Here is a 19,700-nt window from a genome sequence, read left to right on the forward strand (position 1 = left end):
GGGGAGGGGGCATCAGGGGCGCGGCCACGCGGCCGGCCGGATCGCTCTTTATGGAATTCCTATATTTTTGTCATAGCCCTCGTCTCGAAAACCTATGGCGGCAGTGGCACTTCACCGCTGTGAAAATCCTGGTCGGCGCTACGTGGATCGATTTTGATCCATCGCAAGATGTCCGTCCAAAACTACGGAATAGTTGCGCCAGGACTGAGCGCAACGAGGAGTATCCCATGATGGACATTCTCATGTTGGCGCTGGCTGCGGCGTTCTTCGCGCTGGCGATCGGTTACACCTACGCCTGCGAACGGCTGTGACGGAGCGCATCATGATCTTTGATTATACGCTCGCCGGTGCCGTCTCGTTCGGCCTGCTGATCTACCTCACCTATGCGCTGCTGCGGCCGGAGCGGTTCTGAGCCGTGCTGCTTCTCGAATTGTTGCTGGCCGACGCTGCGCTCGTCGGCTGCCTGCTTGCGGTGCTGCCGCCGCTGTTGCGCCGGACACCAAGCCTGAAGGGTTGATTCCATGACTGTGATCGGTTGGCTCCAGATCATTCTATTCTGCGTCATCATCGTCGCGCTTGCAAAGCCGCTCGGCTGGTACATGACGCGCGTTTTCAGCGGCGAGAAGACATTTCTCTCGCCGGTGCTGCGCCCGATCGAGGCCGGCATCTACTGGATCTCCGGCGTCGACGAGAAGCGCGAGCAGCATTGGCTGACCTACACGGTCGCCATGCTGCTGTTCCATGTCGGCGGCTTCCTCATCATCTATGGCGTGATGCGCCTTCAGGCCGTGCTGCCCTTCAATCCGGCCGGGCAGGTCGCGGTTGCGGAGGATCTGTCGTTCAACACCGCGATCTCCTTCATCACCAACACCAACTGGCAGAATTACGGCGGCGAGAGCACGATCTCCTATCTCGTGCAGATGGTGGGCCTCACCCACCAGAACTTTCTGTCGGCGGCCACCGGCATTGCGCTTGCGGTGGCGCTGATCCGCGGCTTCTCGCGCGCCTCGATGCGCACGGTCGGCAATTTCTGGGTCGATGTCACGCGCTGCACGCTCTACGTGCTGCTGCCGATCTGCGTTGTCTACACGCTATTCCTGGTCTCGCAGGGCATGCCGCAGACGCTCGGAGACTATGTCGATGCGACGACGCTTGAAGGCGCCAAGCAGACCATCGCGGTCGGGCCGGTGGCCTCGCAGGTTGCGATCAAGATGCTCGGCACCAACGGCGGCGGCTTCTTCAACGCCAACGCCGCGCATCCGTTCGAGAACCCGACCGCGCTGTCGAACTTCGTGCAGATGCTGTCGATCTTCGCGCTGGGCGCCGCGCTGACCAACGTGTTCGGCCGCATGGTCGGCAACCAGCGCCAGGGCTGGGCGATCCTGGCCGTGATGGGCGTGCTGTTCGTCGCCGGCGTCGCCGTTACCTATTGGGCGGAAGCCAATGGCACTTCGACGTTGCAGGCGCTAGGCCTTGCCGGCGGCAACATGGAGGGCAAGGAGGTCCGCTTCGGCATCGTCGCGTCCTCGCTGTTCGCCGTGATCACCACGGCCGCCTCCTGCGGCGCCGTGAACGCCATGCATGACAGCTTCACCGCGCTCGGCGGCATGATCCCGCTGATCAACATGCAACTGGGGGAAATCATCGTCGGCGGCGTCGGCGCCGGCCTCTACGGCATGCTGCTGTTCGTCGTGCTCGCGATCTTCGTCGCAGGTCTGATGGTCGGCCGCACGCCGGAATATGTCGGCAAGAAGATCGAGGCGCGCGAGGTCAAGATGGCGATGCTGGCGATCCTGGTGCTGCCGCTGATGTATCTCGGCTGGACCGCGGTCGGCGTGGTCTATCCTGCGGCGGTGGCCTCGATGGCCAATGCCGGACCGCACGGTTTTACCGAGGTGCTCTACGCCTATACGTCGGCGACCGGCAACAACGGCTCGGCCTTTGCGGGCCTCACCGGCAACACCTTCTTCTACAACCTGACGCTCGCATCCGCGATGTTCGTCGGCCGCTTCTTCATGATCGTGCCGGCGATGGCGATCGCGGGCTCGCTCGCCGCCAAGAAATCGATCCCGCCGTCGGCGGGCACGTTCCCGACCACCGGCGGGCTGTTCGTCGGCCTCGTCGTCGGCGTGATCCTGATCATCGGCGGCCTCACCTTCTTCCCGGCTCTCGCACTCGGCCCGATCGTCGAGCATCTCGCGATGAACGCCGGTAACGTCTTCTGATTGTTGGAGTGACCTCCATGGAAACCATGAAACTGCAAAAGCGCGCTCCGATGTCGGCGATGCTCGATCCCAAGATCGTCGTGCCCGCAATCAGCGCCTCCTTCGTTAAGCTTGATCCGCGCCTGATGATCAAGAATCCAGTGATGTTCGTGGTTGAGATCGTGGCCGCGCTCACCACGGTGATCTTCCTGCGCGACCTCTTCACGGGGGGCGCAAATCTCGGCTTCACCTTCCAGATCATCCTCTGGCTCTGGTTCACCGTGCTGTTCGCCAATTTCGCCGAAGCGGTGGCCGAGGGCCGCGGCAAGGCGCAGGCGGAATCGCTGCGCAAGACCCGCACCGAAAGCCAGGCCAAGCTGCTGAGCGGCGCGGGTAGGGACTTCAGGCTCGTGCCGGGTACGAGCCTGAAGGTCGGTGACGTCGTGCTGGTCGAGGCCGGGGATACCATCCCGTCCGACGGCGAGGTGATCGAGGGCGTTGCTTCCGTCAACGAAGCCGCCATCACCGGCGAATCCGCGCCCGTGATCCGCGAATCCGGTGGCGACCGCTCGGCGGTGACGGGCGGCACGCAGGTGCTGTCCGACTGGATCCGCGTTCGCATCACGGCGGCTCAGGGCTCGACCTTCATCGACCGCATGATCAAGCTGGTCGAGGGTGCCGAGCGTGCAAAGACGCCGAACGAAATCGCGCTCAACATCCTGCTCGCCGGCCTCACCATCATCTTCGTGTTCGCCACTGTCACCATTCCGAGCTATGCGGCCTATGCCGGCGGCTCGATCTCGGTGATCGTGCTGGTCGCGTTGTTCGTGACGCTGATCCCGACTACGATCGGCGCGCTGCTGTCGGCCATTGGCATCGCCGGCATGGACCGCCTGGTCCGCTTCAACGTGCTGGCCATGTCCGGCCGCGCAGTCGAGGCTGCCGGCGACGTCGACACGCTGCTGCTCGACAAAACCGGCACCATCACGCTGGGCAACCGCCAGGCGACTGCGTTCCGTCCCGTGCGTGGCGTGACCGAGCAGGAGTTGGCGGACGCTGCCCAGCTCGCCTCGCTTGCCGACGAGACACCGGAAGGTCGTTCGATCGTCGTGCTCGCCAAGGAGAAGTACGGCATCCGTGGCCGCGATATGGCGGAGCTCGGCGCAACGTTCGTTCCGTTCACGGCGCAGACCCGCATGAGCGGCGTCGATGCCGGCGGGTCATCTGTGCGCAAGGGCGCGGTCGATGCCATCCTGAACTACATCGGTGGCGGCTCCGCGCAGGCGGTCGCCACGGGGAACGCCGTACGCGCCATTCAACCGTCCCCGAGTTCGGACATGGCGCGAGAGATTCAGGCAATTTCCGACGAGATCGCCAAGGCGGGCGGCACGCCGCTGGCTGTTGCCAAGGACGGCCGGCTGCTCGGCGTCATCCAGCTCAAGGACATCGTCAAGGGCGGTATCCGTGAGCGCTTTGCCGAGCTGCGCCGCATGGGCATCCGCACCGTCATGATCACCGGCGACAACCCGATGACCGCCGCGGCGATCGCGGCGGAAGCCGGTGTCGACGACTTCCTGGCGCAGGCAACGCCCGAGGACAAGCTCAAGCTGATCCGCGACGAGCAGGCCAAGGGCAAGCTGGTCGCCATGTGCGGCGACGGCACCAACGACGCGCCCGCGCTGGCGCAGGCCGACGTCGGTGTCGCCATGAACACCGGCACCCAGGCCGCGCGCGAGGCCGGCAACATGGTCGACCTCGATTCCAATCCGACCAAGCTGATCGAGGTGGTCGAGATCGGCAAGCAGCTCTTGATGACGCGCGGTGCGCTGACGACCTTCTCGATCGCCAACGACGTCGCAAAGTATTTTGCAATCATCCCGGCGATGTTCCTGGCGTTCTACCCGCAGCTCAACGTGCTCAACGTCATGAACCTGTCGAGCCCGCAGAGCGCCATCCTGTCGGCGATCATCTTCAACGCGCTGATCATCATCGGCTTGATCCCGCTGGCGCTGAAGGGCGTTGCCTATCGCGCGGTCGGTGCTGGCGCGCTGCTTCGTCGTAACCTCTTGATCTACGGCCTCGGCGGCATCGTCATTCCTTTCATCGGTATCAAGGCGATCGACCTCGTCGTTGTCGCCCTGCACCTGGCCTAACCCCGTCATTGCGAGGAGCGAAGCGACGAAGCAATCCAGACTGTGTCCACGGAAAGATCCTGGATTGCTTCGCTTCGCTCGCAACGACGACGCAACTGGAGACCTAACATGCTCAGAGAAATCCGCCCCGCCATCGTCCTCTTGCTGGTGCTCACTGCCATCACGGGCCTGGCCTATCCGCTCGCCATGACCGGCATTGCCGGTGCGATCTTTCCCGCCAAGGCGCAAGGCAGCCTGATCGAGAAGGACGGCAAGGTGGTCGGCTCCGCCCTGATCGGCCAGGAGTTCAAGGACGACAAATATTTCCACGGCCGCCCCTCGGCGACACTTGCGACGGATCCGAATGATTCGACCAAGACGGTGCCGGCGCCCTACAACGCCGCCAATTCGGGCGGCTCCAATCTCGGCCCGACCAGCAAGGCGCTGGCCGACCGGCTGAAGGAAGACGTGGACAAGCTGAAGGCCGAAAACCCGAAGGCCGCCGTTCCGGTCGATCTGGTCACGACATCGGCCAGCGGCCTCGATCCCGATATTTCGCCGGAGGCAGCCCAATTCCAGGTGCCGCGCGTCGCCAAGGCGCGAAACGTCTCGGAAGAGCAGCTCAACCAGCTCGTCGCCGCCAACACGCAAGGCCGTCTGCTCGGCCTGCTCGGCGAACCCCGGGTTAACGTTCTCGCCTTGAACCTCGCACTGGATCGTGCACCCGCGAAGTAGCGGTCTAGGCTCGCGGCACACGGATGGCTATATTCGCACCATGGTTCGAGAGCGCCGCGATTCCGAACAACGTCCGTCGCCGGAGGCGCTGCTGGAAGCCGCGCGCCGCGAGGAGAGCGCGAGCGGCAAGCTGAAGATCTTCGTCGGCGCCGCCCCCGGCGTCGGCAAGACCTACGAGATGCTGCAAAGCGCCCATGCCAAGCGCAAGGCCGGCATCGACGTCGTGGTCGGCTTCGTCGAGACCCATGGCCGCGCCGAGACCGAGGCGCTGGTGCGGGGGCTCGAAGTGGTCCCGCGCAAGCGGCTCGAATACCGCGGGCAGATCGTCGAGGAGATGGACCTCGACGCGGTGATCGCGCGGCGGCCGAAGATTGCGCTGGTCGACGAGCTCGCCCACACCAACGCGGCCGGCAGTCGACACCCAAAGCGCTATCTCGACGTCGAGGAGCTGCTCTCCCACGGCATCGACGTCTACACCGCCGTCAACATCCAGCACATCGAGAGCCTGAACGACGTCGTCGCCCAGATCACCCATGTGCGGGTGCGCGAGACCGTGCCGGATTCGGTCTTCGACCGTGCCGATGCGATCGAGCTGATCGACCTTACTCCCGACGACCTGATCCAGCGCCTGCGTGAAGGCAAGGTCTACGTCCCCAAGCAGGCCGAGCGGGCGCTGGAGCATTACTTCTCGCCGGGCAATCTCACGGCGCTGCGCGAGCTCGCGCTGCGGCGCACGGCCGAGCGGGTCGACGAGCAGCTGCTTACTCACATGCAGGCGAACGCCATCGCCGGCCCTTGGGCCGTGGGCGAGCGCATTCTCGTCTGCGTCAGCGAGGACCCGCGTGCGGCCGGGCTCGTGCGCTATACGAAGCGTCTGGCCGACCGGTTGCACGCGCAGTTCACCGCGATCTCGATCGAGACGCGGCGCTCGCTTCAGCTCTCGGACCAGGAGCGCGACCGGCTCGCCGATACGCTGCGGCTCGCCGAATCGCTCGGCGGCGAGGCGCTGACGATTCCCGCGGTCGGCCGCCGCATCGCCGATGACGTCATCAACTTCGCGCAGGGCAACAACGTCACCCAGATCGTGATCGGCAAGTCGACCCGCTCGCGCTGGTTCGAAATCACGCGCGGCTCCGTCGTGCATGATCTGGTACGCCGCGCCGGCAATATCAGCATTCACGTCATTCCCGGCGACGAGCTGACGGACGAGGCGGTGCCGAAGACGGCGGTGCAGACCGCGGCGCGGTCCGAACCGTTCAATCCGCTGCCCTATCTGAAGGCGCTCGGCATCGTGGTGGTCGGCCTCGGCGCCGCCGAGCTGATCCAGCCCTATTTCGGTATCGAGAACGTCGACCTCGTGCTGCTCACGGCAGTGGTGGCCGTTGCCGTCCGCTATGGTCTGTGGCCGTCTCTGCTTGCGACCGTCGCGGCTTCTCTGTCCTACAATTTTTTCTTCCTGCCGCCGATCTACACCTTCACGATCACTGACCCGACCAATGTCGCCGCCTTCGTCCTGTTCATGGTGGTGGCGATGATCGTGTCCAATGTCGCTGCGCGCGTGCGCACGCAGGCTGACACCGCGATCGGCCGCATCAGGACTACCGAGCAGCTCTATGCCTTCAGCCGCAAGCTGGCCGGCACCGCGACCCTCGACGACGTGCTGTGGGCCTCGGCCTATCAGATCGCGCTGATGCTGAAGGTGCGGGTGGTGCTGTTGCTGCCGGAGGATGGGCTGCTCACGGTGAAGTCCGGCTATCCACCTGAAGACCAGCTCGACCAGGCCGATCTCGCCGCCGCCAACTGGGCCTGGAGCAACGACCGTTCCGCCGGTCGGGGTTCGGATACGCTGCCGGGCGCCAAGCGGCTGTTCCTGCCGATGCGCACCGGTCGCGGCCCGATCGGCGTGATCGGCATTGACAACGACCGCACGGGTCCGCTGCTGACGCCGGACCAGCGCCGGCTGTTGGATGCGCTGGTGGATCAGGGCGCGCTCGCGATCGAACGCGTGCTGCTGGTCGAAGACATGGACCGCGTCAAGCGCACCGTCGAATCCGAGCGCTTGCGCTCGGCGCTGCTGACCTCGATCTCGCACGATCTGAAAACGCCGCTCGCCTCCGTGCTGGGCGCGGCATCGACCATGCGCGATCTCGCCGGCGCGCTGTCCGACACCGAGAAGCGCGATCTGCTGGCAACCGTAATCGACGAGTCCGAGCGGCTCAACCGCTTCATCGCCAATCTGCTCGACATGACCAAGCTCGAATCCGGCGCCATCGTGCCCAACACGGCGCTGCACGATCTCAGTGAAATCGTCGGCAGCGCGCTGCGGCGTGCATCCAAGATCCTCACTTCGCATAAGGTCGAACTGGTGTTGGCAGCCGATCTGCCGATGCTCCAGCTCGATGCCGTATTGTTCGAGCAGGTCTTGTTCAACCTGCTCGACAACGCCGCGAAATATTCACCGGCCGAGACCGCCATTTCGATCAAGAGCGAGCGCGAGCGAAATCAGGTGATACTGCAAATCGCCGACGAAGGTGCCGGCATCCCACCCGACGAGCTCGAAAGTGTGTTCGACAAATTCTACCGTGTGCAAAAGGGCGACCATGTCCGCCCCGGCACCGGGCTCGGGCTCGCCATCTCGCGCGGTTTTGTCGAGGCGATGCACGGCACCATCACGGCCGCCAATCGCGGCGACCGGAGCGGAGCCGTAATCACCATCCGTCTGCCTGTTCCGGCGCAGACCCAAGCATTGGATACTGCCGCATGAGTGCTGCCCCGATCAAGGTTTTGGTGGTCGACGACGAGCCGCCGATCCGCAAATTGCTGCGGATGGGGCTGACGACGCAGGGCTATGAGATCCTGGAGGCGTCGAACGGCAAGATCGCGCTGGAGAAGCTCACTGAGGAGCCCGCGCTGATCATCCTCGATCTCGGCTTGCCCGACATCCAGGGCCACGAGCTGCTGCGCACCATCCGTGCCCGCAATGAGGCCGTTCCGATCGTGGTGCTGTCGAGTCGCGGCGACGAAGCCGGCAAGGTGCAGGCGCTCGATCTCGGCGCCGACGACTATCTGACCAAGCCGTTCGGCATGGACGAGCTCCTGGCGCGCTTGCGCGCGGCCCTGCGGCATCAGTTGCAGGTGCAGGGCGAACGTCCGGTATTTCGCACCGGCGATCTCTCGGTCGATCTCGTCCGCCGCATCGTCAAGCTCGGCGAACGCGAGATCAAGCTGTCGCCGAAGGAATACGACCTCCTGCGCGTGCTGGTCCAGCACGCCGGCAAGGTGCTGACGCATCGTTTCCTGCTGAAGGAACTCTGGGACGAGCTGACCGACGCGCAATACCTGCGCGTCTATGTCCGCCAGCTCCGCCAGAAGATCGAGGCCGATCCGGAACGCCCGCAATATGTGCTGACGGAGACGGGGATCGGGTATCGGCTGAAGGCGGGGGATTAAGCACCGGGCGTAAAGGCAACGTAAATCGCCGCTTTGGGCACACTCGTCATGGCCGGGCTTGACCCGGCCATCCACGCGCTTCGGCGTGCTCGGATGGACGTGGATGCCCGGGACAAGCCCGGGCATGACGGTGCGGCGCGAGCTGTAACGACGGCTAAGATCACCCCGCCTTCCGCTGCCGCGCCGTCGAACGGTGCGCCTTCTTCGCCGCTCGCTGCCGCCCCGACGCCCGCCGCGCATGCGACTTCGCCGCTGTCTTCTTGCCGCCTCGTCCCTTCAAGCTTTGCTTTAGAGCATCCATCAGGCTGACGACGTTGCTCGGCCGTTCCTCCGGCACGGGCAGCTCGATCCTCTTGCCGCTGGCCTTGCGTTTCACCAGCGCCTTGAGCGCGGTCTCATACTCATCTTTGAACTTGCTCGGGTCGAAATGCGCCGCCTTGGTGTGCAGGATGTGGCCGGCGAGCTCGACCATGTCCCTGGTGATCTTCGGGCTCTTGATCTCATCAAAGAATTGGTCTTCGTCGCGCAGCTCGTAGGGAAAGCGCAGGGTAGTGCCGAGCAGGCCCTTGCCGAGCGGCTCGATCGCGATGATGTGCTCGCGGTTGGTGAGAACGATCTTGGCGAGGGCGACGCGGTCCTGGTCTTTCATGGCGTCGCGGATCACGGCGAAGGCGTCGACCGCGGCCTTGCCTTCCGGCGCGATGTAATAGGGGTGGTTCAGATAGCGCTGGTCGATCTCCTCGCTCGGCACGAAGCTCTCGATGTCGATGGTGTGGTTGCTCTCGATCTGGACGGCCTCGAGCTCCTCCGGCTCGATCTCGACATATTTGCCCCTGCGCAGCTCGTAGCCGCGACCCTTCTGGTCGCTCTCGACGATTTCGCCGGTCTTGGCATCCACCATCTGCTGCTTGAGCCGGTTGCCGGTCTCGCGGTTGATCATGTGAAACCGCGTCTTCTCGGCGGCGGTCGTCGCGGGATAGAGCGCGACCGGGCAGCTGACCAGCGAGAGTTTCAACGTTCCCTTCCAATAGGCGCGCGGAGCCATTCCATTCTCCAGTGATTCCAAGGCGTTTTGGAACCCCAACCGCCCCATTGGGTTTTGGTTCCGGGTGGGACTTTTGCCATGCTAGGCTGAATGCCGAATGAGAAGCGGGACCGGTCGTGCTGCAAAAACTCTCCACTTACCGAAACAAGCGTGATTTCGAGAAGACGCCGGAGCCGTCCGGCAAGACGAAAGTCGCGCCGTCGAAACAGCGTCGCTTCGTTATCCAGAAGCACGACGCGACCCGGCTGCATTACGACTTCCGCCTCGAATTCGACGGCGTCTTCAAATCCTGGGCGGTGACGAAGGGCCCCTCGCTCAATCCGCAAGACAAGCGGCTGGCGGTCGAGGTCGAGGACCATCCGCTCGATTATGGCGATTTCGAAGGGACCATTCCCGACGGCCAATATGGCGGCGGCACGGTGATGCTGTGGGACCGCGGCACTTGGGAGTCCGACGATCCGGAAGCCGGTTTCAAGAAGGGAGATCTCAAATTCACGCTGCACGGCGAGAAGCTGCATGGAAGCTGGGTGCTGGTGCGGATGCGCAACCGCGGCGGCGAAAAGCGCACCAACTGGCTGCTGATCAAGCACCGCGACGAATATGCCAGCGAGGATCAGGACATTCTCAGCGAAGACAAGTCGGTGGCGTCGGGCCGCGCCATGGATCAGATCGCCGATGGAAAGGGGCGCGCGCCAAAGCCGTTCATGCTGGCGAAGGGCAAGGGCAAGGCGGATGCAGTCTGGCAATCCAACCGCGCCGAGGAGACGCGGGGGCGCACCGTCAAGCCGGCGCCGCGCGCGGCGTTGACGAGCGGCAGGCCTGCGAAGAGCAAGGCCTCAAAAATGAAGGCAACGACCGCGACAACGGCCAAGAAGGTCTCGGAGATGCCGGACTTCGTTGCGCCGCAGCTTTGTACGCCGGTCGAGCGGCCGCCGTCAGGCGACCGATGGTGCCACGAGATCAAGTTCGACGGTTATCGCGTGCAGCTTCGGGTCGAGGATGGCGAGGCTACGCTGAAGACGCGCAAAGGCCTCGACTGGACCGACAAGTTTGCGTCGATCGCAGAAGAGGCCAGCGCATTGCCGGACGCGCTGATCGACGGCGAGATCGTGGCGCTCGACCATCATGGGGCGCCGAACTTCTCCTCACTCCAGGCGGCGCTGTCGGACGGCAAGACTGGGGAACTGATCTTCTTTGCCTTCGATCTGTTGTTCGCTGACGGATTCGATTGCCGCCGTCTGCCGCTTGGCGAGCGCAAGGAACGCCTGAAGGTTTTGCTGGAGGCACGCAAGCGGAAGTCCAGCCAGATCCGTTATGTCGAGCACTTCGTGAGCGGTGGCGATGCGGTGCTGCAATCGGCCTGCAAGCTCGAGCTCGAAGGCGTGGTGTCGAAGAAACTGGACGCGCCCTATCGCTCCGGTCGCACAGAAAGCTGGAGCAAGGCAAAGTGCCGTGCCGGCCACGAGGTCGTGATCGGCGGCTGGAAGACGACCAATGGAAAATTCCGCTCCCTGATGGCGGGCGTGCATCGCGACGATCATCTCGCTTTCGTCGGAATGGTCGGGACCGGATTTGGTGCCGACAAGGTCAAGCGCCTCATGCCGTCGCTGAAAGCCATGGCCGCCAAGGAAAGTCCCTTCGGCGGCGAGAATGCGCCGAAAAAGACCCGCGACGTGCATTGGCTGAAGCCCGAGCTTGTTGCAGAGATCGAATTCGCCGGGTTTACGGCCGATGGCAATATTCGTCAGGCTGCGTTCAAGGGCTTGCGGCAGGACAAGCCGGCCGAGGAGGTCGAGGCGGAAACGCCTGTGGATATCAAGCTCGCGCAGCCTTCTGCCAGAAAGCGCGTTCCGGCGCAGCCCGCGAAAGGGAAGGGCACAGCCGAGGTGATGGGCGTCGTCATCTCGAAGCCGGAGAAGGAGCTGTGGCCCGATGGCGGCGACGGCGAGGGCGTCACGAAGCTCGATCTCGCCCGCTATTTCGAGGCCGTCGGCTCGTGGATGATCGCGCATATCAAGGGGCGGCCTTGCTCGATCCTGCGCGCGCCTGACGGGATCGGTGGTGAAACGTTTTTCCAGCGCCATGCGATGCAGGGCACGTCGAACCTGCTTGAGCTCGCCAAGGTCTCGGGCGATCGCAAGCCCTATCTGCAGATCGACCGCGTCGAGGGCCTTGCCGCCGTGGCGCAGATCGGCGGCGTTGAGCTGCATCCCTGGAATTGCGCGCCGGATGCCTATGATACGCCGGGCCGGCTGGTGTTCGACCTTGATCCCGCGCCGGATGTCGAATTCGCCGATGTCGTGGAGGCGGCCAAGGAGATGCGGCAGCGGCTCACAGATATCGGCATGGGGAGCTTCTGCAAGACCACCGGCGGCAAAGGCCTGCATGTGGTGGTGCCGCTGCTGCATGGCGCACGCGACAAGGTGAGCTGGAAAGAAGCCAAGGCGTTCGCGCAAGGGGTTTGCCAGTGGATGGCCGACGACGATCCCGAACGCTATCTGCTCAACATGTCGAAGAAGCTGCGCAACGGGAAGATTTTTTTGGACTATCTGCGCAACGACCGGCTGGCCACGGCAGTCGCGCCGCTCTCGCCGCGCGCGCGCGATGGCGCGACGGTGTCGATGCCGCTGACCTGGGCGCAGGTGAAGGGCGATCTTGATCCGAAGCGCTACACGGTGCGCAGCGTACCAGGCATATTGCCGCGTTCGAAGGCGTGGGATGGTTATGACGATGCCGCTGCGTCGATCAAGGCGGCGATGAAGAAGCTTGCTGCGAAAATGAAGTAGGGTGGGTTACGCCTTCGGACTACGCTTCGCGTAGCCGAGGGCTAACCCACCCCACGAAGCTTGCTAGATCCGCCCAAGCAATAGCAGGATCAGCAGAATGACGATGACGAGCCCGAGGCCGCCGCCGCCGTAATAGCCGGTGCCGTAGAACGGGCCGCCGCCGATGCCGCTGAAGCCGCCGAGCAGGGCGATGACCAAAATGATCAGAATGATCGTACCGATAGACATGCGAATCTCCTCCAGCCCTTTGCTTGAAAGGGTCGTTGCAACCTGTCCCGTTGTGCGAGGGCAACTTGCCGCATGTTTTAAAGTTCCGGTTCTGAAACGGGTCCACAGGTCCCAACTTGCATGGAACCTTTGCAGCTTCGCCCGGCATGACTATGTGAGGATCAGTCACCAGGGCAGGGCCATGTCAGCACCGTTAGTCGTCTCCATTCCGCATCGCCTGGGCCGCGAAGAGGCAGTGCGCCGGCTCAAGGCCGGGCTCGGCCGCGCCGCAGCGAGCATCCCCGTGATGCAAGTCGAGGAAGAGCGCTGGAGCGGCGACAGCATGAACTTTCGTATCCGCGCGCTCGGCCAGATTGCGAGCGGCCAGGTCGATGTCGCCGACGATCATGTGAAGGTCGAGGTGGTGCTGCCCTGGTTGTTGCAGCGATTTGCCGAGATGGCACAGGCGGCCATCCGCAAGCGCGGACAGTTGCTGCTGACCAAGGATGACGGGAAGTAGGCCTTAGGCGCGCACGTGGTGCCGCGGAGACCTGACGGTGCTTGCGCCGCGGGCCCCGATGACCGCAGCAGGAAAGTCACGGAAAGCCTGCGCGAGCGGTAGTTCGTTGCCCGCAATACCCGGCGCTGCGTAGCCGCTGACGTCGACCGTCGCGTCAAACCTCTCGAGCACAGGCCATTCCCGCCCCGCTTGCGTGAAGGGAGCAAACAGGCGTCCTACGATGACGATGGCGGCAGCACGGCTGTGGCGGCGGGCGAAAGCGATGACATGATCGGCGTGCGCACCGCGGACTTCGAGCGGCTGGTACTCGCCCCGCGCAAAGACTTCGGCGAACTCGGCACGAAGCTTGAGCAGATGTCGCGTCCAGGCCAGTTTGAGCTGTCCGTCCGGCCAGGTATTGATCAGGCTGCGCCAATCGGGCGTTTCCAGCGAATTCAGAGCTGCCTGGCGCGCGGCAAAATCCACCGGGCGGCGGTTGTCGGGATCGACCAGCGACAGGTCCCAGAACTCGGCACCCTGATAGAAGTCGGGGACTCCCGGCAGCGTCGCCTTGAGCGTCAGCTGACCCAGCGAGTCCAGCGCGCCGAGCAGCGCGACGCGGCGCGCCATTGTTTGCAGCGCCTCGATAAATTCACCTGACAGCGCGGGATCGAGAATCTTTTCGATGAAGCTCCTGATTCCGTCCTCATACACCTGGTGCGGGTTGAGCCAGCTTGTCTCTTCCTTGCCCTCGCGCGCCGCCTTGAGCGCATAAGCCTGGATGCGCTCGACAAAGTCGGCATCTGGCCCCTCATGAGGCCAGGCGCCGAGCAGGGTCTGGTAGAGCATGTATTCGAACGTCGCCGACGGCGCGCGCAGATTGCCGTTGAGCGCAAGATGCGGCGCGTTCAGCACCTTCCAGCGTGCCACGCAGCTGGCCCATTCGCCGGAAATTTCGCTCAGCGCCGCGATTCTGGCGCGAGCATCCTCCCCGCGCTTGGTGTCGTGGGTCGCGGTCGCCGTCATGCCTTGCGGCCACTCTTTGGCCCGGGCGCGCATGGCTCCGTGGAACGCGGGAATGGTGAGGCCTTTGCTCGCGGGATCGCCGCCGACTTCATTGAGAGCCAGCAGCCGGTGAAATTGATAGAACGCAGTATCCTCCAGCGACTTCGCCATGACAGGCCCGGTGAACTGCTGCACCTTCAGCGCAAAGCGGCGCACGCGCGGGGCGCTGTGCGGCGGGCGGCCGGGCTTGAGCAGGTCCATCGTCAGCGCATCGCGCAGGAAGTCGAAAATGCCCTCGTCGGCGGCGAACCATTCCGCGCGAGCGCGCGCGATGGTATCGTCGATCAGCTTACGGTCGAGTGCAGTCGGGCCGCTGTGGGTCAGATAGGTGCGATAGACCGGGAAATGCAGCACGTAGAGTTCGAGCGCCTGCCGCAGGCTGTCGGCGGAGAAATCGCGGGTCGAGTAGTGGCCGTTGGCGATGCGCGCGAGCAGGCGCGTCAGCACGGTAAATTCGCTGGTCAGCAGCGTCTCCAGCACGCGCCGTTTGGCATCCTTGACGTAAGGAGCAAGCCGCGGCGGACGGTTGCTGATCTGCCGCCAGGTCTCGTCGAGCGCCTCCAGCCCTTTGGCATCGACCAGCACCTGGTTGATGGCGTTCATCCACTCATAGCCGGTGGTGCCCTGGACGCCAGCGAAATGCGGCAGCTTCTCGTGCTCGCAGAGGATCTTCTCGATCACCGTGTAGAACGGCTTTGTCGCGCCTTGCGCATCGCGCACCAGCCGGCGCAACCGCTGGCAATATTGCGCGGGATCGCGCAGGCCGTCGATGTGGTCGAGGCGGATGCCCTGCAGCTTGCCGTCGGCAACGAGCTGCTTCACCAGCCGGTGCGTGGCGGCGAACGTGGTGGGGTCCTCGACGCGCAGGCCGGCGAGCCCGTTGACGTCGAAGAAGCGGCGATAGTTGATGTCGCTCGACGCAAGCCGCCAATGGCCGAGCTTGTAGTGCTGCCGCTCCAGCAGATGATGCAGCGCCAGCGTCTGCGCCGGGCGATCCGTGGCCGCGCGATAGGCGGCGAGCCCGTACGTGATGATATCGGTTGCGCCTGCGATCTCCTTCAGCTCGGCCTTGAAGCCGGGCGCCTCCTTGCGGTTCGGGCGGCGCAGGCCCGTGTAGCGCGCGGCGAGCGAGAGCAGGCGCTTGCCGGCGACGGTATCGGCAGCGTCCGCTTGCTTCACGATCATCCGCAACATCTCGCCATAGCGCTCCGGCGCGATCGGCAGGCGATGCTCGAAATACCAGGCGGAAAGGCTTCCCTCGTCGGGATCGTAGCGCAGCTCGATCGTACCGCCTTCGAGCGCCTCGCCATAGGACGTGCCGAGAATTGGCAGCAACACGCCACCGCGTTCGCGATAGGCCAGCTGGTCCCAGTCGATATCGAAGGAGACCGCGTGCGGCGAGGCCTGGCCCCATTCCAGCACGTCGAGCCACCAGGGATTGTCGGCAAAGTGCACGCCGACATGGTTCGGCACGAAATCGATGATCAGGCCGAGGTCGTGCGCCTTCAGCGCCTCGCTCAGCCGTGCAAAGCCGGCTTCGCCACCAAGCTCCGGATTGAACTGGCCATGATCGACGGTGTCGTAGCCGTGGGTCGAGCCCTTGCGCGCCTTCATCACCGGCGAGGTGTAGAGATGCGTGATGCCGAGCGACTTGAGATAGGGCACCACTGCGGCGGCCTTGTCGAAATCGAACTCCGCGGTGAGTTGAAGCCGGTAGGTCGCGAGGGGGGTAGCGGAAGGCATCTCAACCTCCGAGATGCCAGACGACCGACCAGGGCGGAAGTCGGCTGCCGGCCGCGCCGCCCCAGATCGGCGCGCCGGAATTGTAGCTGGAATGCGTGATGTCTTTGTCCGACAGGTTGGCCGTGAGCCGCAGCGTCGCGCCATCGCCCATCCGCCAATGCGCCGTGAGCAGGCCGTTGTCTTCAGCCTCGGCGCTCCCGAAGCGCGCGCCCTTCAGTCGCGGCATGATCTGCTTGCGGCGAAGCGTGAGCAGCTCGCGCACCAGCGCAAGCCGCTTGTCTTGCTCCGGCGTGCGGCCGGTCCAGTCGAGCACGGCCGATTGTGGCGTCGCCGGATCGAGCGGGTCCGGCACCTCGTCGCCATATTTCTCGTAAGCCCACGCATATTCCTGCTTGCGGCCTTTGCGCACGGCATCCGCAAGCCCGCCCTGAAAATCACAGAAGAACGGGAAGGGGGCTTTCGAGCCCCATTCCTCGCCCTGAAACAGCATCGGCACCATCGGCGCGAGCAGCGTCACCGCGAGTGCCGCCTCGATCTGCTGCGGCGATGCCAGGCTCTCCAGCCGGTCGCCAAGGGGACGGTTGCCGATCTGGTCGTGGTTTTGCAGGAAGTTGATGAAGGTTGCGGGCGGCAACTCGCCGCTCGCCTCGCCGCGCGGCCTCTTGCCCCAGAACTCCGAGATTTCGCCCTGGTAGACGAAGCCCGAGGCGAGCGCGCGTGCGAGGTCCAGGCGCGGCGTCTGGTAATCGGCGTAGTAGCCGTTGAGCTCGCCGGTCAGCAACACATGCCAGGCGTGGTGATAATCATCGTTCCACTGCGCGCGGTATTTGCCATTGGGCGGCTCCTGCGCGGCATCGAGCAGGCTCGCGCGATTGTCGCCATTCTCCAGCACGAGATGAATGTGCCGCCCGGTTGCCTTGGCAAGCTCGCCCACCGCAGCGCTGAGGTCGTGCAGCATCGATTGCTCGCCGGGGATCGCCATGATGTGGTTGGCGGCATCGAGCCGCAAGCCGTCGAAGCGATAGTCGGTGAGCCAGGACAATGCGTTCTCGACCGCAAAGGCCCGCACCTGCGGCACGCGATAGTCGATCGCGCTGCCCCAGGGCGTATGCGCGTCGGTGAAGAAGCTTGGCGCGTAGCGGCCGAGATAGTTTCCTTCGGGCCCGAAATGATTGTAGACGACGTCGAGAAACACCATCAGCCCGCGCAGATGCGCCTCGTCGATCAGCGTCTTCAGGTCTTCAGGCCGGCCATAGGCGCCGTCGGGCGCGTACCAGAGCACGCCGTCATAGCCCCAGCCGCGACGGCCGGCGAAATCCGCCAGCGGCATTAATTCGAGCGCGGTGATGCCGGATGCGACGAGATGATCGAGCTTGTCGATCATGGCGCGGTAGGTGCCATCGCGCGTGAAGGTGCCGACATGGGTCTCGATCAGCACCATCTCTTCCCAGGGGCGGCCGCGCCAATCCGTCGCGCGCCATTCGAAGGCGTCGTGATCAATCACTTCGCTCGGGCCGAACACATCCTCGGGCTGGAATGCGGACGCCGGATCCGGCACGTCGATCTCGTCGTCGATCCGGAATTTGTAAGGACTTCCGACCGGCAGGCCGGCGATGTCAGCGACATACCAGCCATCCTGCCGGCGCTGCATGGCGTGTCGTCGCTCGAGCAGGAGATCGACCCGGCGCGCACCGGGCGCCCACAAGCGGAACGACACGCCATCCCGGGTCGGCTTCGCCCCGAAGGATGGCCTCATGGCGCCCCCGCGAAGGCGAGCACCGAGCGCGGCGGCGCCTTGCTGTCGCTTCCTGACAAGAAATCGACACTGTTCAGCTTGGCATCCGTCGTATTCAGGACCTGCTGCCAGCTCTTGTACTCGGGCATTTTGGGCAATTTGAATGCGATCTCTTCGGGGGCGGCGTTCAGTACGATAAAGATCGCCGCGCTGCCCGGTTCCATCGGCCCCATCACATAAGAGAGGAACCGCCCATCCGGGAATGTCCAGTCGCTCTCCGTCATCTCGTTGCCTTCGGGCGTCAGCCAAAGCGCCCCGTAGGAGATGCCGTCCTTCGGCCGGCCGTCGAGCCAGCGATGGCTGCGAAGCTGCGAGAACTGGCGGCGGATGTCCGCAAGATGAGCAACGAAATCGATCATGTCGTCGCCGTCCTTGCCGAGATTGTCCCAGCCGACCCAGCCGATTTCGTTGTCCTGACAATAGGCGTTGTTGTTGCCGGATTGCGTGTTGCCGACTTCGTCACCGGCAAGGATCAGCGGAACGCCCTGGGCCAGCATCAGGCAGGCCAGCACATTCTTCCGCAGCTGCCGTCGCAGCGCCAGGATTGTGGGATCGTCGGTCGGGCCTTCGACACCGCAATTGTTGCTGTGGTTGTCGCTGGAGCCGTCGCGATTGTCCTCGCCGTTGGCCTCGTTGTGCTTTTCATTGTAGCTGAAGAGGTCGGCGAGCGTGAACCCGTCATGCACGGTGATGTGGTTGATGCTGGCGCGCGGCCGCCGCCCGTCATGGTTGAACAGGTCGGATGAGGCCGTCATGCGGCTGGAGATGTCGCCGATCAGGCTGCCTTCGCCGCTCCAGTAGCGGCGCATGGCGCTGCGATAGCGATCGTTCCATTCCGACCATTGCGAGGGGAAGGCGCCGACCTGGTAACCGCCGAGGCCGAGGTCCCACGGCTCGGCGACCAGCTTGACGGTGGCGAGCACCGGATCCTGGCGGATCGCGGTGAGGAACGAGCTGCCGCGATCATAGCCATTGGGACCGCGCGCGAGCGTCGTGGCGAGATCGAAGCGGAAGCCGTCGACATGGCAGACCTCGACCCAGTAGCGCAAGCTATCCATCACCATCTGCAGCACGCGCGGGTGGGTCAGGTTCACCGAGGAGCCGCAGCCGGTGAAGTCGTCGTAATAGCGCGGGTTCTCGCGGTTCAGCCAGTAATAGGAGGCATTGTCGATGCCGCGATAGCACAGCGTCGGGCCGAGGTGATTGCCCTCTGCGGTGTGGTTGTAGACGACGTCCAGCATCACCTCGATGCCGGCATCGTGCAGGCGTGCGACCGTGGTGCGGAAGGAATCGAGCGCATTGTCCTGGGCGTAGCGCTGCTCCGGCGCGAAGAAGGACAGTGTGTTGTAGCCCCAGTAATTGGCGAGCTTCTTCTCCACCAGCACGCGGTCGTCGACGAAGGCATGGATCGGCAGCAGCTCCACCGTGGTGACGCCGAGCTTCTTCAGGTGCTCGATCATCGCCGGCGACGACAGCCCGCCATAGGTGCCGCGCAAATTCGGCGTCACGTCGTGGCGCTTCTGCGTCAGGCCCTTGACGTGGGCCTCGTAGATGATCGTGTCTTCCCAGGGGATGTTGGGCCGGATCTCGCGCCGGCCCCAGTTGAAGGTCTCGTCGACCACGACGCCCTTGGGCATGCCGCGCGCGTTGTCGCGCCGGTCGAACGACAGATCCTCGCGTGCCGAGCCGGTGCGATAGGCGAAATGCGCATCGCTCCACACCAGCCTGCCGGCAAGCCGCTTGGCATAGGGGTCGAGCAGCAGCTTGTTGGCGTTGAAGCGGTGGCCGTGCTCGGGCTCGTAGGGACCGTGCACGCGATAGCCGTACAACTGGCCCGGCGAGACGTCGTTGAGGTAGCCGTGCCAGACGTGCTCGGTGCGCTCCGGTAGCTCGATGCGTTCGAGCTCGCGGCGGCCCTGGCTGTCGAACAGGCACAGCTCGATCCTCTCGGCATGAGCGGAGAATAGCGCGAAATTGGTGCCGCGTCCGTCCCAGCTTGCACCGAGGCGAGCGGGCGATCCAGCAGTCAGGCGCATCGG

The 19,700-nt window shown here is 64.3% G+C and carries 14 protein-coding genes; 9 read left to right on the plus strand and 5 right to left on the minus strand.

What is annotated here, in order from left to right:
- Positions 1–50 precede the first annotated feature (50 nt).
- The 7 genes from M2427_RS02655 to M2427_RS02685 all read left to right on the plus strand — a co-directional run bounded on the left by M2427_RS02655 (position 51) and on the right by M2427_RS02685 (position 8,521).
- Positions 51–311, plus strand: a complete 261-nt coding sequence (locus tag M2427_RS02655; protein ID WP_280704559.1) for a hypothetical protein — start codon at positions 51–53, stop codon at positions 309–311.
- 11 nt (positions 312–322) lie between these two features.
- A complete protein-coding gene (locus tag M2427_RS02660) occupies positions 323–412 on the plus strand; it encodes a K(+)-transporting ATPase subunit F (protein WP_035677463.1) in 90 nt (29 codons plus the stop codon).
- 109 nt (positions 413–521) lie between these two features.
- The gene (gene kdpA, locus M2427_RS02665; RefSeq protein ID WP_280704560.1) at positions 522–2,225 is read left to right on the plus strand and encodes a potassium-transporting ATPase subunit KdpA; all 1,704 of its coding nucleotides are present in this window, start codon (positions 522–524) and stop codon (positions 2,223–2,225) included.
- Positions 2,226–2,242: 17 nt separating this feature from the next.
- Complete coding sequence (kdpB, locus tag M2427_RS02670; protein WP_280704561.1) at positions 2,243–4,357, plus strand: potassium-transporting ATPase subunit KdpB; 2,115 nt, start codon at positions 2,243–2,245, stop codon at positions 4,355–4,357.
- Between the two features lie 108 nt (positions 4,358–4,465).
- The gene (locus tag M2427_RS02675; RefSeq protein WP_280704562.1) at positions 4,466–5,071 is read left to right on the plus strand and encodes a K(+)-transporting ATPase subunit C; all 606 of its coding nucleotides are present in this window, start codon (positions 4,466–4,468) and stop codon (positions 5,069–5,071) included.
- Between the two features lie 40 nt (positions 5,072–5,111).
- Positions 5,112–7,835, plus strand: a complete 2,724-nt coding sequence (locus M2427_RS02680) for a sensor histidine kinase KdpD (protein ID WP_280704563.1) — start codon at positions 5,112–5,114, stop codon at positions 7,833–7,835.
- The gene (locus M2427_RS02685; protein ID WP_280704565.1) at positions 7,832–8,521 is read left to right on the plus strand and encodes a response regulator transcription factor; all 690 of its coding nucleotides are present in this window, start codon (positions 7,832–7,834) and stop codon (positions 8,519–8,521) included. The genes M2427_RS02680 and M2427_RS02685 overlap by 4 nt, the downstream gene beginning before the upstream one ends.
- A 160-nt stretch (positions 8,522–8,681) precedes the next feature.
- Here M2427_RS02685 and M2427_RS02690 read toward each other — a convergent pair whose 3' ends face one another.
- A complete protein-coding gene (locus M2427_RS02690) occupies positions 8,682–9,566 on the minus strand; it encodes a Ku protein (RefSeq protein ID WP_280704566.1) in 885 nt (294 codons plus the stop codon).
- A 116-nt stretch (positions 9,567–9,682) separates the two neighbouring features.
- On the opposite strand from M2427_RS02690, the gene ligD reads away from it, so the two are divergent.
- The gene (gene ligD / locus M2427_RS02695) at positions 9,683–12,352 is read left to right on the plus strand and encodes a DNA ligase D (protein ID WP_280704567.1); all 2,670 of its coding nucleotides are present in this window, start codon (positions 9,683–9,685) and stop codon (positions 12,350–12,352) included.
- 63 nt (positions 12,353–12,415) lie between these two features.
- On the opposite strand, the gene M2427_RS02700 is transcribed toward ligD, so the two are convergent.
- Positions 12,416–12,580 (minus strand): DUF3309 family protein, encoded by a 165-nt coding sequence (locus tag M2427_RS02700; RefSeq protein WP_007595743.1) that lies wholly within the window; start codon positions 12,578–12,580, stop codon positions 12,416–12,418.
- Positions 12,581–12,761: 181 nt separating this feature from the next.
- Between M2427_RS02700 and M2427_RS02705 the strand changes: the two genes are divergently transcribed.
- Complete coding sequence (locus tag M2427_RS02705; protein ID WP_280704568.1) at positions 12,762–13,079, plus strand: polyhydroxyalkanoic acid system family protein; 318 nt, start codon at positions 12,762–12,764, stop codon at positions 13,077–13,079.
- Positions 13,080–13,082: 3 nt separating this feature from the next.
- Here M2427_RS02705 and treY read toward each other — a convergent pair whose 3' ends face one another.
- The 3 genes from treY to glgX are packed head-to-tail and all read right to left on the minus strand — an operon-like array spanning position 13,083 to position 19,697.
- Positions 13,083–15,866 carry a malto-oligosyltrehalose synthase gene (treY, locus tag M2427_RS02710; RefSeq protein WP_280704569.1) on the minus strand — a complete coding sequence of 928 codons (2,784 nt, stop codon included), beginning with the start codon at positions 15,864–15,866 and terminating at the stop codon, positions 13,083–13,085.
- Position 15,867: 1 nt separating this feature from the next.
- Positions 15,868–17,622 (minus strand): malto-oligosyltrehalose trehalohydrolase, encoded by a 1,755-nt coding sequence (gene treZ, locus M2427_RS02715; RefSeq protein ID WP_280704571.1) that lies wholly within the window; start codon positions 17,620–17,622, stop codon positions 15,868–15,870.
- On the minus strand, positions 17,619–19,697 hold the full coding sequence (glgX, locus tag M2427_RS02720) for a glycogen debranching protein GlgX (RefSeq protein WP_280704572.1): 2,079 nt from the start codon (positions 19,695–19,697) through the stop codon (positions 17,619–17,621). The genes treZ and glgX overlap by 4 nt, the downstream gene beginning before the upstream one ends.
- Positions 19,698–19,700: the final 3 nt, after the last annotated feature.

The sequence above is a fragment of the Bradyrhizobium sp. BR13661 genome, from assembly GCF_029892425.1.
In the GTDB taxonomy this organism is placed as follows: domain Bacteria; phylum Pseudomonadota; class Alphaproteobacteria; order Rhizobiales; family Xanthobacteraceae; genus Bradyrhizobium.